The organism is Mesorhizobium sp. RCAM 06353 (assembly GCF_059683585.1).
This window is the reverse complement of record NZ_CM185031.1, coordinates 4,222,514-4,238,203: the sequence shown is the minus strand read 5'-3', so window position 1 is coordinate 4,238,203 and position 15,690 is coordinate 4,222,514. Positions and strand designations below refer to the sequence as shown.

16 protein-coding genes are annotated in these 15,690 nt (G+C 64.6%); 7 read left to right on the top strand and 9 right to left on the bottom strand.

All coding sequences use genetic code 11. From position 1 onward, the window contains the following. Nucleotides 1-38: 38 nt before the first annotated feature. Complete coding sequence (locus AC56QX_RS20445; protein ID WP_027043803.1) at nt 39-722, bottom strand: response regulator; 684 nt, start codon at nt 720-722, stop codon at nt 39-41. 225 nt (nt 723-947) lie between these two features. Between AC56QX_RS20445 and AC56QX_RS20440 the strand changes: the two genes are divergently transcribed. Beyond that, on the top strand, nt 948-1,643 hold the full coding sequence (locus AC56QX_RS20440; protein WP_497110233.1) for a fumarylacetoacetate hydrolase family protein: 696 nt from the start codon (nt 948-950) through the stop codon (nt 1,641-1,643). A gap of 4 nt (nt 1,644-1,647) precedes the next feature. Continuing rightward, complete coding sequence (gene maiA / locus AC56QX_RS20435; RefSeq protein ID WP_497110232.1) at nt 1,648-2,298, top strand: maleylacetoacetate isomerase; 651 nt, start codon at nt 1,648-1,650, stop codon at nt 2,296-2,298. A gap of 6 nt (nt 2,299-2,304) precedes the next feature. Here maiA and AC56QX_RS20430 read toward each other — a convergent pair whose 3' ends face one another. After that, nucleotides 2,305-3,549, bottom strand: a complete 1,245-nt coding sequence (locus tag AC56QX_RS20430; protein ID WP_497110231.1) for an MFS transporter — start codon at nt 3,547-3,549, stop codon at nt 2,305-2,307. Between the two features lie 100 nt (nt 3,550-3,649). Between AC56QX_RS20430 and AC56QX_RS20425 the strand changes: the two genes are divergently transcribed. Both AC56QX_RS20425 and AC56QX_RS20420 read left to right on the top strand, forming a co-directional pair. Next, nucleotides 3,650-4,111, top strand: a complete 462-nt coding sequence (locus tag AC56QX_RS20425) for a winged helix-turn-helix transcriptional regulator (RefSeq protein WP_497110230.1) — start codon at nt 3,650-3,652, stop codon at nt 4,109-4,111. A 115-nt stretch (nt 4,112-4,226) separates the two neighbouring features. Next, a complete protein-coding gene (locus AC56QX_RS20420) occupies nt 4,227-5,267 on the top strand; it encodes a zinc-dependent alcohol dehydrogenase family protein (protein WP_027043808.1) in 1,041 nt (346 codons plus the stop codon). Nucleotides 5,268-5,288: 21 nt separating this feature from the next. On the opposite strand, the gene AC56QX_RS20415 is transcribed toward AC56QX_RS20420, so the two are convergent. Further along, entirely contained in the window at nt 5,289-6,152 is an 864-nt protein-coding gene (locus AC56QX_RS20415; RefSeq protein ID WP_497110229.1) for a DMT family transporter, read from the bottom strand. 105 nt (nt 6,153-6,257) lie between these two features. Between AC56QX_RS20415 and AC56QX_RS20410 the strand changes: the two genes are divergently transcribed. Continuing rightward, the gene (locus AC56QX_RS20410; protein WP_497110228.1) at nt 6,258-7,676 is read left to right on the top strand and encodes an aminotransferase-like domain-containing protein; all 1,419 of its coding nucleotides are present in this window, start codon (nt 6,258-6,260) and stop codon (nt 7,674-7,676) included. A gap of 17 nt (nt 7,677-7,693) precedes the next feature. Here the strand turns inward: AC56QX_RS20410 and AC56QX_RS20405 are convergent, their stop codons facing one another. Beyond that, nucleotides 7,694-8,584 (bottom strand): LysR family transcriptional regulator, encoded by an 891-nt coding sequence (locus tag AC56QX_RS20405; protein ID WP_497110227.1) that lies wholly within the window; start codon nt 8,582-8,584, stop codon nt 7,694-7,696. 129 nt (nt 8,585-8,713) lie between these two features. Between AC56QX_RS20405 and AC56QX_RS20400 the strand changes: the two genes are divergently transcribed. Then, complete coding sequence (locus AC56QX_RS20400) at nt 8,714-10,174, top strand: MFS transporter (RefSeq protein ID WP_497110226.1); 1,461 nt, start codon at nt 8,714-8,716, stop codon at nt 10,172-10,174. 229 nt (nt 10,175-10,403) lie between these two features. Here the strand turns inward: AC56QX_RS20400 and AC56QX_RS20395 are convergent, their stop codons facing one another. The 3 genes from AC56QX_RS20395 to AC56QX_RS20385 all read right to left on the bottom strand — a co-directional run bounded on the left by AC56QX_RS20395 (nt 10,404) and on the right by AC56QX_RS20385 (nt 12,981). Next, entirely contained in the window at nt 10,404-10,901 is a 498-nt protein-coding gene (locus AC56QX_RS20395) for a MaoC family dehydratase (RefSeq protein WP_497110225.1), read from the bottom strand. Nucleotides 10,902-11,158: 257 nt separating this feature from the next. Beyond that, a complete protein-coding gene (locus tag AC56QX_RS20390; protein ID WP_497110224.1) occupies nt 11,159-11,587 on the bottom strand; it encodes a phasin family protein in 429 nt (142 codons plus the stop codon). 98 nt (nt 11,588-11,685) lie between these two features. Continuing rightward, complete coding sequence (locus AC56QX_RS20385) at nt 11,686-12,981, bottom strand: DUF445 domain-containing protein (protein ID WP_497110223.1); 1,296 nt, start codon at nt 12,979-12,981, stop codon at nt 11,686-11,688. A gap of 298 nt (nt 12,982-13,279) precedes the next feature. Between AC56QX_RS20385 and rirA the strand changes: the two genes are divergently transcribed. Continuing rightward, complete coding sequence (gene rirA, locus AC56QX_RS20380; RefSeq protein WP_477222223.1) at nt 13,280-13,741, top strand: iron-responsive transcriptional regulator RirA; 462 nt, start codon at nt 13,280-13,282, stop codon at nt 13,739-13,741. 27 nt (nt 13,742-13,768) lie between these two features. On the opposite strand, the gene AC56QX_RS20375 is transcribed toward rirA, so the two are convergent. Next, on the bottom strand, nt 13,769-14,560 hold the full coding sequence (locus AC56QX_RS20375; protein WP_497110222.1) for a heme ABC transporter ATP-binding protein: 792 nt from the start codon (nt 14,558-14,560) through the stop codon (nt 13,769-13,771). A gap of 23 nt (nt 14,561-14,583) precedes the next feature. Beyond that, nucleotides 14,584-15,687: a FecCD family ABC transporter permease gene (locus AC56QX_RS20370; protein WP_497110221.1), complete on the bottom strand. Its 1,104-nt coding sequence runs from the start codon at nt 15,685-15,687 to the stop codon at nt 14,584-14,586. Nucleotides 15,688-15,690: the final 3 nt, after the last annotated feature.

The window sequence follows — 15,690 nt, the reverse complement described above, 5'->3', positions numbered from 1 at the left end:
TGCGGATCGACCCTCCCCACAAGGGGGAGGGTGGAAGCTCAAAACCCCGCCTGATCCCGAAACAGCTCGGCATTGTCCAGCTTCGAAACCTCGATCACCGCCTGCGTGCGGCTGTACACGTTGAGTTTGCGCAATATCTCCGAGACATGCGCCTTTACCGTGGTCTCGCCGACCTGCAGCTCATAGGCGATCTGCTTGTTGAGCAGGCCCTGGCGCAGCATTTGCAGCACGCGCAGTTGCTGCGGCGTCAGCTTGGACAGGCGCTGGACCATGTCGGCGCGGTCGATGCTGTCGGCGTCGGCCGGCTGGCCTTCATAGGTTTCCGGCACATAGATCGCGCCGTCCATCACCGAGCGGATGGCGGCGGCCAGGTCACTCTTGCGCGCCGATTTCGGGATGAAGCCGGCAGCACCATAGGACAAGGCCTCGGAAATGATCCGCGGTTCCTCGTAGCCTGAGACGATAACCACCGGCAGCCGCGGATAGCGCGTCCTGAGCTGCAGCAGCCCGTCAAAGCCATGCACGTCGGGCATGTTGAGATCGAGCAGCGCCAAATCGAACGGCTTTATCCCTGCCAGCAGATCGAGCGCCTCGGCGATCGAGCGCGCCTCGACCGTATCGACTTCCGGATAGGCCATCTGCACCGCGCTGTGCAGCGCCTCGCGAAACAGCGGATGGTCGTCGATGATCAGGAACCGGGCGCGATCATTGGATACTGTCATGTGGCTCGTTCCGGTTTACCCGCCACACCATAGTCCTGTGACCATGGCCGGATTATTGGCAAATAGTCTATCGCCAGTTGATAGGATGCACTGCTGCAAAAGTGATGGGAACCCTGAATTCCTTGTACAGCCCCGGCAATGCCTTTGCTTTATGAAAAGCGACGCCTTGCCCGGCCCCCGAAATCGGTCGAAGGTGCCGCCATCATCCCGAACGCAGAGACCACCATGACCGTCTTCATCCTTCCCGTGCCGCCAACGCCATCCGTCGCCATCAGCGGCTCGGCCGAGCGATTTGCCGTCCGGCGTATTTTCTGCGTCGGGCGCAATTATGCGGCGCACGCGCGCGAATTCGGCAATGACGAGCGCGATCCGCCCTTCTTCTTCACCAAGCCGGCCGACGCGGTGGTCGATTCCGGCACCGTGATCCCCTACCCGCCGCTGACGGCCAATCTGCACCACGAAATCGAACTGGTGGCCGCGATCGGCAGGCCGGGTTTCCGCATTGCGCGTGATCGGGCGCTGGATCATGTCTGGGGGTACGCCGTCGGCATCGACCTCACCCGTCGCGATCTCCAGGACGAAGCCAAGAAGGCCGCGCGGCCCTGGGACTGGTCGAAAGCCTTCGACCGCTCCGCTCCTTGCGGCCCGCTGGTTCCTGCACAAAAGACCGGCCATCCGACGAAAGGCCGTATCTGGCTCGCCGTCAACGGCACGGTGAAACAGGATGCCAACCTCACCGAACTGATCTGGCCAATCGCTGACATCGTCTCGATTTGCAGCGAAGCAGTCGAACTGCAACCCGGCGACCTGATCTTCACCGGCACGCCGGCCGGCGTCGCCGCCGTGGAGCCGGGTGAGACGATGACCGGCGGCGTCGACGGCATCGGCACGATCGAAGTGACCATCGGCCAACCGAACTGAGCGCATGAGCGAACTCGTCCTGCACAATTACTATCGCTCCTCCACCTCCTACCGGGTGCGGATCGCGCTGGAGATGAAGGGGCTGAGCTATGACTATGTCCCGCATCATCTGCGCCATGGCGACCATCTGGAACCGTCCTACCTCGCGGTCAATCCGCAGGGGCTGGTGCCGGCATTGGTGCTCGACGATGGCACGCTTTTGACGCAGTCGCTGGCGATCATCGAATATCTCGACGAGATCGAGCCCGCGCCGCCGCTGCTGCCGAAGGACGCACTTGGGCGGGCGCGCGTGAGGATGCTGGCGCAGATGATCGCCTGCGACATCCACCCGGTGAACAATCTGCGCGTGCTGACCTCGCTGCGCACCTTGTTCGGCGCCGGCGACGAGGACATCACCAACTGGTTCCGCCACTGGGTCAACGAAGGCTTTCAGCCGCTTGAAAAGATCCTGGCTTCTTCACCCGAGACCGGAACTTTCTGCCATGGCGAAGCGCCTGGGCTCGCCGACATCTGTCTGGCGGCGCAAATCACCAGCAACGCCCGCTTCGGCGTCGACCTGACGCCCTACCCGACGATCGCCCGCATCAACGCCGCCTGCATGGCGCTGCCGGCTTTTCAGAAGGCAGCGCCGCAGAACCAGATCGATGCCGAGTAGACCGGTCTATCGGCCCACGCGCAGCGTCAGCGCCCAGAACAGCAACGCCATAAGGCCGATGCCGGCGCCCAGCATACAGACGCCGCTCCAGCCCATGGCGCCATAGATCACGGTCGAGGCGATCGAGCCGAGCGCGCTGCCGAGCGAATAGAAGATCATGTAGCCGCCGACCAGCCGGCTGCGCGCATCCGGCCGGCGCGCGAAGATCAGGCTTTGGTTGGTGACATGGACGGCCTGGATCGCCAGGTCCAGCATGACGATGCCGGCGACGAGCAGCCACAGCGACAGGCCCATGAAGGCGATCGGCAGCCAGGCTGCTGTCATCAACAACAGGCTGAGGCCGGTGACCAGTTGCCCACGCCCGCGATCGACGAGGCGGCCTGTCCAGCGGGCACCGAGAGCGCCGGCGACACCGGCCAGGCCGAACAATCCGATCTCGGTGTGCGAGAGTGAAAATGGCGCGGCGCTCAGCGGCAGCACCAGCGGCGCCCATAGCACGTTGAAGGTGGCGAAGATCAGCATTGCGAGCACGGCGCGCACGCGCAGCAGCGGCTCCTGCACGAACAACAGCACCACCGAGCCCAACAGGCGCGGGTAGGATGTGCGTGGCCGCTCCGGCTCGCGACGCGGCAAGATGAGGAAGAGAACCACCGCCATGATGAGCGTCAGTGCCGCCGAGATCAGATAGACCCAGCGCCAGCCGGCGAAATCGGCGACGACACCGGCGACGAAGCGGGCAAGCAGGATGCCAAGGATGACGCCGCTGGTGACGGTGCCGACCGCCCGCCCGCGCTCGGACGGCGCGGCGAGATCGGCGGCGTAAGCCACCAGCACCTGCACCACCACGGCAAGCAGCCCGACAACCGCGAGGCTCGCCAGCAGCATCGCCGCATTTGGCGCGATGCCGACCGAGATCAACGCCACGGCGGAAAGGATGGCCTGCCCGGCGATCAGCTTGCGGCGGTCAAACAAATCGCCCAGCGGCACGATGAAGAACAGGCCGAGCGCGTAGCCGATCTGCGTGACCGTCACCACGATGCCGACCGAGGCCGGCGCGATGGCAAAATCATACGCCATGGCGTCGAGCAGCGGATGGGCGAAATAGACATTGGCGACGCTCAGGCCGCAAGCGATGGCGAAGACCAGCGCGGTCATTGCCGACAGTCCCGGTGGCGCCGCCGGCACGACTTGCCGCGGCCCGTCGGATCGCTCCAGGCTTGTTGCCGCGCTGTTCACCACCTGCACATTCATGTCGCTCTCCGCAAATAGGTTTCAACTTGAAACCTCTTGCTGGATAGACAGAACAGTTTTATGTTGCAACCAAAATGACGGATCTGGACCAACGATTGCCATGGTGAAACGAACGAGTCACCACGAAGCCGATTGCCTGATTGCGCGGCCGCTGGACGCGATCGGCGACTGGTGGTCGCTGCTCATAGTGCGCGACGCCTTCGACGGGCTGCGTCGCTTCGGCGAGTTCCAGAAGAGCCTCGGCGTCGCCAAGAACATCCTGTCGGCGCGGCTGCGCAATCTGGTCGCGCACGGCATCCTGGAGACGGTGCCCGCACCCGACGGCAGCGCCCACCATGAATATGTGCTGACGCAAAAGGGGCGCGGCCTGTTCTACGTCCTGGTTGCCTTGCGGCAGTGGGGCGAGACCTATTTCTCCGGACCGGGCGAGCCCTACACTTTCATGGTCGACATCAAGAGCGGCCGGCCGATCAGGCGCCTGGAAGTGCATGCCGAGGACGGGCGGCTGCTTGTCCCTGGCGACACAAGGCTCGCCGATTTCCGCAACCAGGAAAACAGCTGACCGCCCTGGGCTGGTTCGGCGGACGGCCTGCCAGGCGGAATCGATTTCTCCTTGACCCGACAGGGAATCGGCTATCGTTTCAGGTAGCGAATACCGTCCTAGGGTGGAGTTACAGATGAAAGCCGTCGTCTTCGAGAAATTCGGCGAAGCGCCGACGATCCAGACCGTCCCCGATCCGAAGCCGGCTGCCGATGGCGTCGTCATCAAGGTCGAGGCGACGGGGCTGTGCCGCAGCGACTGGCATGGCTGGATGGGCCATGATGACGGCATCACCTTGCCGCACGTCCCGGGACATGAGCTGGCCGGCGTCGTCGTCGCCGCCGGCAAGCAGGTCAGCCGCTGGAAGGCCGGCGACCGCGTGACGGTGCCGTTCGCCGTCGGCTGCGGCCGCTGCTTCGAATGCACCTCGGGCAACCACCAGGTCTGCGAGCACCAGACGCAGCCCGGCTTTACCGGCTGGGGCTCGTTCGCCGAATATGTCGGCATCGAGCATGCCGATACCAATCTGGTGCGCCTGCCCGAGGAGATGGAATACGCCACCGCCGCCAGCCTCGGCTGCCGCTTCGTCACCTCGTTTCGCGCCATCGTCGACCAGGGGCGGGTCAAGCCCGGCGAATGGGTGGCGGTGCATGGCTGCGGCGGCGTCGGCCTGTCGGCGATCATGATCGCCAGCTCGATGGGCGCCAATGTCATTGCCATCGATCTCACCGACGAAAAGCTGGACTTCGCCAAAAAGATCGGCGCCGTCGCGACCATCAACGCCTCGACGACGCCGAATGTGGTCAAGGCGGTCAAGCAGATCACCAATGGCGGCGCGCATATGTCGATGGACGCGCTCGGCCACCCCACGACCTCGTTCAACTCGATCGCCAATCTGCGCCGGCGCGGCCGTCATGTGCAGGTTGGCCTGATGCTGGGCGAACACGCCCGCCCGCAGGTGCCGATGGACAAGGTCATCGCCTTCGAACTCGAAATCCTCGGCAGCCACGGCATGCAGGCCTATCGCTACCAGGCGATGATGGACATGATCCGCAACGGCAAGCTCAAACCCGAACTGCTGGTCGGCAAGAAGATCAGCCTCGACGAAGCACCCGCGGCCTTGATGGCGATGGGCGGTTTCGAGGGTATCGGCATTGGGGTGGTGACGAAGTTTTAGGCGTGGGGCTCGCTTCCCGAACTACCGGGCAAACTTCTTCGCCCCGAACACGCACGCCACGACGCCGAGCGTAACCACCACCATCAGCGGGCTGACCTGCTCGTGCAGCAGCGTCGCCGCCAGCGCCAGGCCAAAGAAGGGCTGCAGCAGCTGCAACTGGCCCACCGCCGCAATGCCACCTTGCGCCAAGCCGCGGTACCAGAAGACGAAGCCTATCAGCATGCTGAACAGCGAGACATAGGCGAGACCGATCCAGGCGTGGGAGCCGACGGCTGCAAAGGACGGCGGCAGGGTCGCCAACGTCAGTACCAGCATGATCGGGAGCGACAGCGTCAGCGCCCAGCAGATCACTTGCCAGCCGCCGAGCTTGCGCGACAGCGCTGCGCCCTCGGCATAGCCCAGGCCGCAGACGACGATGGCGGCGAGCATCAGGCCATCGCCGACCGGCGAGGCCGTCACGCCTTGCATCAGCGCGAAGCCCGCGACCAGCGCGCTGCCTATGCAGGAAAACAGCCAGAATGCCGGTCGTGGACGCTCACCGCCGCGCAGCACGCCGAAGATCGCGGTTGCCAGCGGCAGCAGGCCGACGAAGATGATCGAGTGGGCGGAGGTGACGTGCTTCAGCGCCAGCGCGGTCAGCAAGGGAAAGCCGACCACCACTCCCAGTGCGACGATCACCAGTGACATGAGATCGCCCCGCTCCGGGCGCTTCTGCCGGAACAAGAGCAGCATTGCCAGGCCAAGCAGCCCGGCAATCGCGGCGCGGGCCGATGTCACGAATGTCGGATTGAAGTCCATCACGGCCACGCGCGTCGCCGGCAGTGAGCCTGAGAAGATCAACACGCCGATAAATCCGTTCAGCCAGCCGCTCGCGGTCTTGTCCATTCCAGGCTCCATGTCTTTCGCCCTCTATCCGGCAGATGCCATGGCGCAGCCAGAGACAATGGGGTACAATTCAGCGAAACTGTAATGGCCTGACGAGCAGTACGGATGACGGACTTCGCTTTGGAAAAGGACGACGCGCGAACCCTGGGCGCCCCCACCCTCGTCGAAAGCGTCATGGCGACCATCCGCCAGCGGATCGCAGCGCGCAGCCTGACACCGGGCGCCCGGCTGCCCTCCATCCGCGCCTTCGCCCAATCCATGCAGGTGTCGAAATCCACCGTGGTCGAAGCCTATGAGCGGCTCGCCGCCGAAGGCACGATCCGGTCCCGGCCGGGTTCAGGCTTCTATGCCGCCGGCTCGCTGGCGCCGCTGTCGCTGGCCGAGATCGGCCCCCGGCTCGACCGCGCCGTCGACCCGCTCTGGGTCTCGCGCCAGTCGCTGGATGCCGGCGACGAGACCCTGAAACCCGGCTGTGGCTGGCTGCCGGCCTCCTGGATGCCGCAAGCCGGGCTGCGCCGGGCGCTGCGCACAGCAGCGCGCGCCGACGATGTCGCGCTGGCCGACTACGGCACGCCGCTCGGCCTGCCGCCGTTACGACAATTGCTGGCGCGGCGCATGGCCGGGCACGGCATCGAAGTCTCACCCGAGCAGATCATGCTGACGGAATCGGGCACGCAGGCCATCGACCTCCTGTGCCGGTTCCTGATCGAGCCCGGCGACACCGTGCTGGTCGACGATCCCTGCTATTTCAATTTCCACGCTTTGCTGCGCGCCCACCGCGCCAAGGTCGTCAGTGTGCCCTACACACCGTCGGGGCCTGATATCGAGCTGTTCGCGCAGGCGCTCGCCGAGCATCGGCCGCGCCTCTACATCACCAACTCCGCCATCCACAACCCGACCGGCGCCATCCTGTCGCCGGTCACCGCGCATCGCTTGCTCAAGCTCGCCGACCAGTCGGACCTGACCATCGTCGAGGACGACATCTTCGCCGATTTCGAACATGCCCCTGCCCCGAGACTGGCGGCCTTCGATGGCCTCAGCCGCGTTGTGCAGATCGGCAGCTTCTCCAAGACGCTGTCGGCGTCGATCCGCTGCGGTTTCATCGCCGCGCCCCGCGACTGGATCGAGGGCCTGACCGACCTCAAGATCGCCACCACTTTCGGCGGCGGACGGCTGGCGGCCGAACTGGTGCTGACGCTGCTGAAGGACGGCAGCTACCGCAAACATATGGATCTGCTGCGCGCGAAACTCGCGCGTGCCATGGTCGAGACCGGCACCCGGCTGAAGGCGATCGGCATCACGCCGTGGATCGACCAGCCGGCCGGCCTGTTCCTGTGGTGCAGCCTGCCCGATGGCGTCGACGCGGCCGAAGTCGCACGCCGCGCGCTCACCGACAATGTCGTGCTGGCGCCCGGCAATGCGTTCAGCCTGTCCGGAACGGCCAGCCGTTTCCTTCGCTTCAACGTCGCCCAATGCGAAGACGAGCGGATTTTCAAGGTGCTGGAAACCGCGATGAAGCGGTGATCGCACGTCGCTTTCAATCAGCGGCTCGCACAGACCTCCCGCACGCAGTCGCGCAGCCAGCGCTGCGCCGGATCGGCATCGAGGCGCGGATGCCAGAGCATGGAGATGGTGACCTCCACCGTGGCGACCGGCAGCGGAAAACTGTGCATGCCTGTGCGCCCGCCCGCCGTATGCCGCTCGGGCACGCTGGCGACCAGCTCCGAGGCGCGCGCCATGGCGAGCGCGGCCGAGAAACCCGAGACCATGCAAACAACCGTCCGCCGCAAGCCAAGCCCGCTTAGGGCCTCGTCGATCGGCCCTCTCTCGCGGCCACGCCGCGAGACACTGATATGCCGGCCAGCCGCATAGCGCTCGGGCGTCACAATGCCCTCGGTAAAGGGATGGCCTGATCGAACGGCGCCGATAAAACGGTCGCGAAACAGCGCCTGGATGCGAACTTCGGGCCCGGTTTCACCGGCAACGCCGATCTCGAGGTCAATCGCCGCGTCGCGCAGCGACATCACATCCTTGTCGGATTTTGCTGCAAAACGCAGCCGCACCCCTGGCGCATCGGCCGCGATGCGCGCGACCAGACGAGGCCCGAACTCCTCGACGAAGCCCTCATTAGTGCGCAGCGTGAAGACCCTGTCCAGGCTTGCGAGATCAAGCAACGCGGCAGGACGCAGCAGCGCCTCCGCGTCCTGGACGACAGGGCCGACCTGCCGGCGCAATTCCTCCGCGCGCGGCGTCGCCACCAGGCCGCGCCCGGCGCGGACCAGCAAAGGATCGCCCGTCGCCTCGCGCAGCCGCGCCAGCGTCCGGCTCATCGCCGAAGGGCTGAGCCGCAGACGGCGCGCCGCGCGGGCCACGCTGCCTTCAGCCAGCAGAACGTCGAGGGCGAAAAGCAGATTGAGATCCGGCGATGTCATCCGCGGATCGTAGCATGATGTGGCGTTTGATGCACGAATATGATGCAAATGCTGCGCCTTCCGCCATATCAGGCACAGGGCTAGATCTCCGACAGCTCCAGTTCCGGAGCGAACGGAAAGGAGATCGCCATGGCAGTCGCCGCGCAAAATCACGATGGGCTGGTATCAGCCCATCAACAGAACCAATCGGTCGGCTGGGCGCTGGCAGGCCTGTCGCTCGCCACGCTGCTGTCGTCGCTCGGAACCAGCATTGCCGGCGTAGGACTGCCCTCGCTGATGCAGGCGTTCGGGGCGTCGTTCCAGGCCGTGCAATGGGTGGTTCTGGCCTATCTCCTTGCCATCACGACGCTGATCGTCAGCGCCGGGCGGCTGGCCGACATGTTCGGGCGCCGGCCATTGCTGCTTGGCGGCATCGCGCTGTTCACATCGGCATCGGTGCTCTGCGGGCTGGCGCCTACGCTCTCGCTGCTGATCGCCGCGCGCGCCGTGCAAGGGCTTGGCGCGGCGTTGATGATGGCGCTGACGCTGGCCTTTGTCGCGGAGACGGTAAGCAAGGAGCGGACCGGCAGCGCCATGGGCCTGCTCGGTGCGATGTCGGCGATCGGCACGACACTCGGCCCCTCGCTAGGTGGTCTGCTGATCGCCGGCCTCGGCTGGCGGGCGATCTTCCTGATCAATGTGCCGCTGGGCCTCCTGACCTTCGCGCTCGCCTGGCGTGCCTTGCCTGCGCGCAGCAAGACAGCGCAGGCCGCTCAAGGCAAGTTCGACGCGACAGGCACTGTCCTGCTGGCCTTGACGCTGGCCGCCTATGCATTGGCCATGACGCTTGGCCGGGGCAATTTTGGCGCTCTCAACATCGGCCTGCTGGCTGCGACCGCTGCCGGCGTCGGTCTGTTCGTCATCGCGCAGAGGCGCGTCAAGAACCCCCTGGTCCGGCTTGCCAGCTTCCGGGACCTGCGGCTCAGCGCCAGTCTGGCCATGAGCCTGATCGTCGCCACGGTGATGATGGCGACCCTAGTGGTCGCCCCGTTCTATCTGTCGCGCGGACTGGGACTCGATGCCGCGATGGTCGGCGTGGTGCTTTCGACCGGGCCGCTCGTGTCGACCCTGTCAGCGCTGCTGGCCGGACGGCTTGCTGATCGCTTCGGAGCCCACAGGATGATGGTCGTTGGGCTGTTCAGTCTCGCCGTCGGTACATTCCTGCTATCGCTGGCCATGATGAGGCTCGGCATTGCCAGCTATGTCGTTCCGATCACCGTCACCTGCTTCGGCTATGCCCTGTTCCAAACCTCCAACAATGCGGCCGTCATGAGCGGTGTCGGCGCCGGCGAGCGCGGCGTCATATCAGGCCTGCTCAACCTGTCGCGCAATCTTGGCCTCATCACCGGCGCATCCTTGATGGGGGCTATATTCGCGGTCGCATCGGCCGGGGCGCAGCGAGGCATTGGGCAGGAGATCCTGACTTCCGTGGCCGCCGCCCGGGGCATGCAGGTCACTTTTCGAACGGCAACGGCGCTGGTGCTGGTCGCGCTGATCCTCGCCCTGCTCTCGGCCCGCGCCGCTGCCCGCATAGAACCCAATGTTTCGTAAGACACCACCCCTTTTTGGCGATAGGCGATCGAAGCGTTAAATCCGGGTGCACACCTCTCCGAGACTGTTTCGAAATTCGCTCTGGCGAGTCATATGGTGGTGGTTTCGAGAACCGGAGCGGAGCGGACATTCGGGTCCGTGAGCTCAGTTCTACTGCGAACGCAGTAGAACGGGGAAGCGCAGAAAACGCCATCAGATGGCCGCCGGAATAGAATTTCCAAACAGTCTCTCAGGCCCCTGCCCGTTTGCGCCGCTCATAAAGCATGACCAGCGTTTCCGCCATCAGTGCCGGCTTTTCCTCGCCTTCGATCTCGACCGTGTTGGCTGCCTTCATCAGATACTGGCCGGGGCCTCTGTCTTCCATGGAAAGCAGAACCGTGCGCAGCCTGATGCGCGCGCCGACCTTGACCGGCGCCAGGAAACGCACTTTGTCGAAGCCATAGTTGAAGGCCGCCTGGGTGTTTTCCGGCACGATGCCCATGCCGAGCGCCAGCGCGCCAATGATCGACAGTGTCAGATAGCCATGCGCGATCGTCGTGCGGAACGGGCTTTGCCGCCGCGCCCGCTCAGGGTCGACATGAATCCATTGATGGTCGCCGGTGCATTCGGCGAACTGGTTGATACGGTTCTGGTCGACCGTGGTCCATTCCGAGACACCGAGCTCCTGCCCGGACATCGTCCTCAACTGCTCGTAGGTCGGCGGCGTTTTAGGCCGTACTTCTGTCATTCCTGCTTTCCCGATAGCTCACCGCGCCTCCGGACCACGAACGCACGGCCCCTGTCAATTCGTCCTGCATGAATCCGTTCCGCCGAATTCCGGCTGAATCGTGCCATGCCTTACCATGCAATGGCAGGCCGAATTCGGATTCTTGGACGTTCCAAGGGTGCCGGGAACCTATTCGTGGCGCGAATGCAACTATGGGCAAGGTTGCAAAGCCAGGAGGCCGCGTGCCCTGCGAAGGCGAAACGGCAGGCGGCAAGAGCCTATTTCTGCCCATAGCCGGCGCGGATTTCCTGCATCGCCTCTTTGATGCGCTCGCGCAGGATTTCGATCGATTCGGTGCCGGATTTCTTGGCCAGTTCAGCCACCTCGCTGGCATTCTTCAGCGCAGCCTCGAAGGATTTGCGGGCGAATTCCGTCTGTTTGGTCATCAACTCCTGCGGATTGCCCGGCGCCCTGTAGCTTTGCGCCATATCGGCAACCTCGCGCAGCGTGTCCTGCAACAGTTCGCGCTGCCTTGACAACAGCGAGGTCGCTCCGGCGGCGCCGGCTCGCGCCGATTTCTCCAAGGCTTCGAGGTTCTTGCGGTGATGGGCAAGGATCGCCTCGACATCGACATTGGGCACCTTCAGGTCGCGGCCAAACCTGCCGAACATGTCCATGAAGGAATCGGATTCCGGTTGCTTGGCCATGATGTCTTCTCCCCTTTGCCGCAAATGCGGCTGCCCTCGCCGGGGAGCATATCACTCGCGCGCCGCGTGTCCATTTCGAACCTGGCGATCGGCGTGCATCAATTGACCGGGAGCAGCAGCTCGATCGTATAGAGCACGATACCCGCCAGCCCGCCGATGATCATGCCGTTGAAGCGGATGTATTGCAGGTCCCTGCCGATGTTCATCTCGATCAGCCGCGTCAGTTGGGCAAGATCCCAGCGCTTGACCTGGTCGGCGATGAACTTCGACACGCCGCTCTTCTGGCTCTCGACGAAGGAGGCCAGCGCCACCACGAACCCCTGGTTCACGTCCGCCCGGATCTGGGCATCACCGGCGAGATGGCGGCCGACCTCGACGAACATGTTGGCGAGATGCGCACGGATCACCGAATTCGGCGCCTTGGCATCCTGCTCGATGAACAGGCTGAGGCTCTCCCACATGTCGCCGGCCAATCCCTTGACCTCCGGCCGAGCCAGAAAATCCCGCTTCATCTGCTCGGCGCGTTTGGCATACTGCTTCGATGTCCTGAGTTTTTCGATGAAGCCCTGCGCAAAACGGTCGAACTCGGCGCGCATCGGATGGTCGGGATCGGCCCGCACCTCGTCGAGCAGGGAACCCGCCGAAGCGACGATCTTCTTCAGGAGATAGGCGTCGGCCCGGAACAGATTGAACAGCGACGGCAGCTCCTCACGGATCTTCTCGCGCATCGTTGCCAGCGCCTGTTCGTCGTTCAGGAAGCGGCCGATCACCTTGATGAACTCGTCGAACAGTTTCTGGTGGCGACGGTCGTCGGTGAGCGCCGACAAAAGCTCGGCGGCCAGCGGCGCCAGCGGCACCTTTTCGATCTGCTCGAGCATGCGGCTGGTGACGAAGCCGCGCAGGCCGGACTGCTCGACCGCGGCAAGCGTCTGCGGCACCAGCCGCACGACGAAGCGCGACAGGCCGGCCGCACGTTCGGCATCAGTCAGCCAATCGGCGACGAGTGCTGCAAAATCGACCTCGGCGAGTTTCTCGCGCACCGGCTCCGGCGCCAGGAAATTGGCCTCGATGAAGCGGCCGAGATTGTCGGCGATGCGGTTCTGGTTTTCCGGGATGATGGCGGTGTGCGGGATCGGCAGCCCGAGCGGCCGCCTGAACAGCGCCACCACCGCGTACCAGTCGGCAAGGCCGCCAATGGTCGCCGCCTCGGCGAAGGCCGCGACGAAACCCAGCCACGGATAGGTGCCTTGGAACGACTTGGCCAAGGCAAACACCAACACGCAAAACGCCAGCGCGGCCGTGGCGATGAATTTGGTGCGGCGCAGCGCCGAGAGCTTGGCGGCCGCGTCGGCATCGAAACGGACAGGCGCCAGGGACGGAGCCGATTGTGACATGGATGAACTGCTCCTCGTCGAACTCTGGTCGACCTCTGGTCGATCTCGGACCTATCTAGTGCCTCGACCGCCGAAATGCCCGCGACGACAGGTTTTTCCCGCGCTTTGCCGGGTTGCGCACATAAAGTTGACGAGAATATTCATCTATCACGCGCTGCTAGTCTGGAATTATTCCAAGGTATAGGCCATATTCGCCCTGGGCCAGTGTGGCGAATCCGAAATTCCGGATCGGAGCCGCGCCAGCAAAGTTCTGGAATCCGGCGTGGTTGCACCGCGCCGGCGCCTAGTGAGGACAAAAATGCGGCTTACACGCCAGACCAATTATGCCATGCGCATCCTGATGTATTGTGCTGCGAACAATGACCGGTTGAGTCGCATTCCCGAAATCGCGGCCGCCTATTCGGTGTCGGAACTGTTCCTGTTCAAGATCCTGCAGCCGCTGGTCGAGCATGGCCTGGTGGCGACGGTGCGCGGCCGCAATGGCGGCGTCCGGCTTGGCCGTGCCGCGGAGGCGATCAGCCTCTTCGACGTCGTTCGCGTGACCGAGGAGAGCTTCGCCATGGCCGAATGCTTCGAGAACGATGCGGCCGAATGCCCGCTGGTCGACAGCTGCGCGCTGAATTCGGCGCTGCGCGAGGCCCTCAACGCCTTCTTCGCCGTGCTTGCCCGCTACACAGTCGCCGACATGGTGGCGGCAAGGCCGAATGTGCGCAACCTGCTTGGCATCGACATGCTGGAGCGCCGCGCCCCGGCCGCCTGATCTGAGCAGGCCGGCCTCACCTGAACATCAACCGACCGACGATTGCGGCAGCACGAACGGCATGTTGCCGGCCGGGAGCACGCCGACCCTCAGCCGGCAATCGAACACTTTTTCGATCAAATCGTCGCTGAGCACATCCAGCGGAGAGCCGGTCGCGGCCAGCCGGCCGCGATGCATGACGAAGATACGGTCGGCATACATGGCCGTCAGGTTGAGATCGTGCAGGATGGCGACGACGCCGCCGCCCCTTCTGGCGAAATCGCGGGCGATGTTCATGATGATCAGCTGGTGCTTGATGTCGAGGCTGGAAACCGGTTCGTCGAGGAACAAATAGCGCGGCTTGCCGTCGAGCACCGGCGCCCAGACCTGGCACAGCACGCGCGCAAGCTGGACGCGCTGCTGCTCACCGCCCGAAAGCTCCTGGTAGAAACGCCCGGCAAAACCGTCGAGGTCGACGCGCGCCAGCGCCCGCTCCGGCAGCCGCGCATCCTCGCCCGGCAACACACCCGCGCGGCCGCCAACGAGGCCGAGCTTGACCACCTCGCGCACGGTGAACGGGAAGGACAGTGTCGTCGCCTGCGGCAGCACCGCGCGATGCACGGCAATCTCGACCGGCTTCATCGAAGAAAGGTCGCGGCCGTTGAGGGTGACGCGCCCGGTAAAGGCAAGTTCGCCCGACAACGCTTTCAGGAAGGTCGTCTTGCCGGAGCCGTTGGGGCCGACGATGGCCGCGATCGCGCCGGGTCGCGCATCAAAATCGACCCCGCCGACGATGCGCTTGCCGGCGATATCAACGGAAACATTCCTTGCCTCGATCATCCCAGCCTCACAAATCCCGTATCTCACAGATCAACCACGCCGCGCTTGCGCAGCAGGATCCACAGGAAGAACGGCGCGCCTGCGATCGCGGTAACGATGCCGATCGGCAGTTCGGCCGGCGCCACGATGGTGCGGGCGACAGCATCCGCCAGAAGCAGCAGCGAGGCACCGAGCAGCGCCGAGGCCGGCAGCAGGTAGCGATTGTCCGGACCGATCAGCAGGCGCAGCAGATGCGGCACGACGATGCCGACGAAGCCGATGCCGCCGCTGACGGCGACAGACGCACCGACCGCAGCCGAGACACCGATGATGGCCGTATATTTCAGCCGCTGTACCGGAATGCCGAGATGGCCGGCGGTCGCCTCGCCCAACGCCAGCGCGTTCAGCCCGCGCGCCAGGAACGGCATCGCAGCCAATGCCAGTATGATGATCGGCCCGACGGAACCGATCTTCTGCCAGGTTGCGCCACCGAGCGATCCCAATTGCCAGAAGGTCAGGTCGCGCAACTGGCCATCGTCCGCCATGAAGATGAGGATGCCGGTCAGCGCCATGGCAAGGGCTGCCAGCGCGATGCCGGCCAGCAGCATGGTGGCGACCGAGGTTTGCCCGCGTCGCGTGGCGACCTGGTAGAGCACCAGTGTCGTGGCAAGACCGCCGAAGAAGGCGGCCAGCGGCAGCGCGAGTGTTCCGAACAAGGCCGTCACCGGCGCCAGCACCGTGGTGCCAAGCACGATGACGGCGACCGCGCCAAGGCTGGAGCCGGCTGAAACGCCGATCAGGCCGGGGTCGGCCAGCGGATTGCGGAACAGTCCCTGCATAACGGCGCCGGAGACCGCGAGCGCCGCGCCAACCAGCATGCCGAGGATGATGCGCGGCAAGCGGATGTCGTAGACGATCAGGCTGTCACGAGCGCTCAGCGCTGCATCACCCGGGACGACTCCAAGCAGCCAGTCTCTGAGAACGTTGACGGCCGAAGCATCCGACGCCCCTGACGTGAGCGACAAAAGCACGGCGGCCGCGAGCCCGAGGCACAGCAGCAGGATGACGATGCGGGCGCGACCCGAGCGGTCGCCTTCGGATGCATTCGCCATCGCCTTCACCTGGCCGGCGATCGATTGATCGACCATGAT

Coding starts and splice junctions, on each gene's coding strand:
- maiA (WP_497110232.1), top strand. CDS start 1,648: ATGAGCGAACTCGTCCTGCACAATTACTATCGCTCCTCCACCTCCTAC.
- AC56QX_RS20370 (WP_497110221.1), bottom strand. CDS start 15,687: ATGGTCGATCAATCGATCGCCGGCCAGGTGAAGGCGATGGCGAATGCA.
- AC56QX_RS20445 (WP_027043803.1), bottom strand. CDS start 722: ATGACAGTATCCAATGATCGCGCCCGGTTCCTGATCATCGACGACCAT.
- AC56QX_RS20405 (WP_497110227.1), bottom strand. CDS start 8,584: ATGACATCGCCGGATCTCAATCTGCTTTTCGCCCTCGACGTTCTGCTG.
- AC56QX_RS20410 (WP_497110228.1), top strand. CDS start 6,258: ATGACGGACTTCGCTTTGGAAAAGGACGACGCGCGAACCCTGGGCGCC.
- AC56QX_RS20390 (WP_497110224.1), bottom strand. CDS start 11,587: ATGGCCAAGCAACCGGAATCCGATTCCTTCATGGACATGTTCGGCAGG.
- AC56QX_RS20440 (WP_497110233.1), top strand. CDS start 948: ATGACCGTCTTCATCCTTCCCGTGCCGCCAACGCCATCCGTCGCCATC.
- AC56QX_RS20415 (WP_497110229.1), bottom strand. CDS start 6,152: ATGGACAAGACCGCGAGCGGCTGGCTGAACGGATTTATCGGCGTGTTG.
- AC56QX_RS20375 (WP_497110222.1), bottom strand. CDS start 14,560: ATGATCGAGGCAAGGAATGTTTCCGTTGATATCGCCGGCAAGCGCATC.
- rirA (WP_477222223.1), top strand. CDS start 13,280: ATGCGGCTTACACGCCAGACCAATTATGCCATGCGCATCCTGATGTAT.
- AC56QX_RS20385 (WP_497110223.1), bottom strand. CDS start 12,981: ATGTCACAATCGGCTCCGTCCCTGGCGCCTGTCCGTTTCGATGCCGAC.
- AC56QX_RS20395 (WP_497110225.1), bottom strand. CDS start 10,901: ATGACAGAAGTACGGCCTAAAACGCCGCCGACCTACGAGCAGTTGAGG.
- AC56QX_RS20400 (WP_497110226.1), top strand. CDS start 8,714: ATGGCAGTCGCCGCGCAAAATCACGATGGGCTGGTATCAGCCCATCAA.
- AC56QX_RS20430 (WP_497110231.1), bottom strand. CDS start 3,549: ATGAATGTGCAGGTGGTGAACAGCGCGGCAACAAGCCTGGAGCGATCC.
- AC56QX_RS20420 (WP_027043808.1), top strand. CDS start 4,227: ATGAAAGCCGTCGTCTTCGAGAAATTCGGCGAAGCGCCGACGATCCAG.
- AC56QX_RS20425 (WP_497110230.1), top strand. CDS start 3,650: ATGGTGAAACGAACGAGTCACCACGAAGCCGATTGCCTGATTGCGCGG.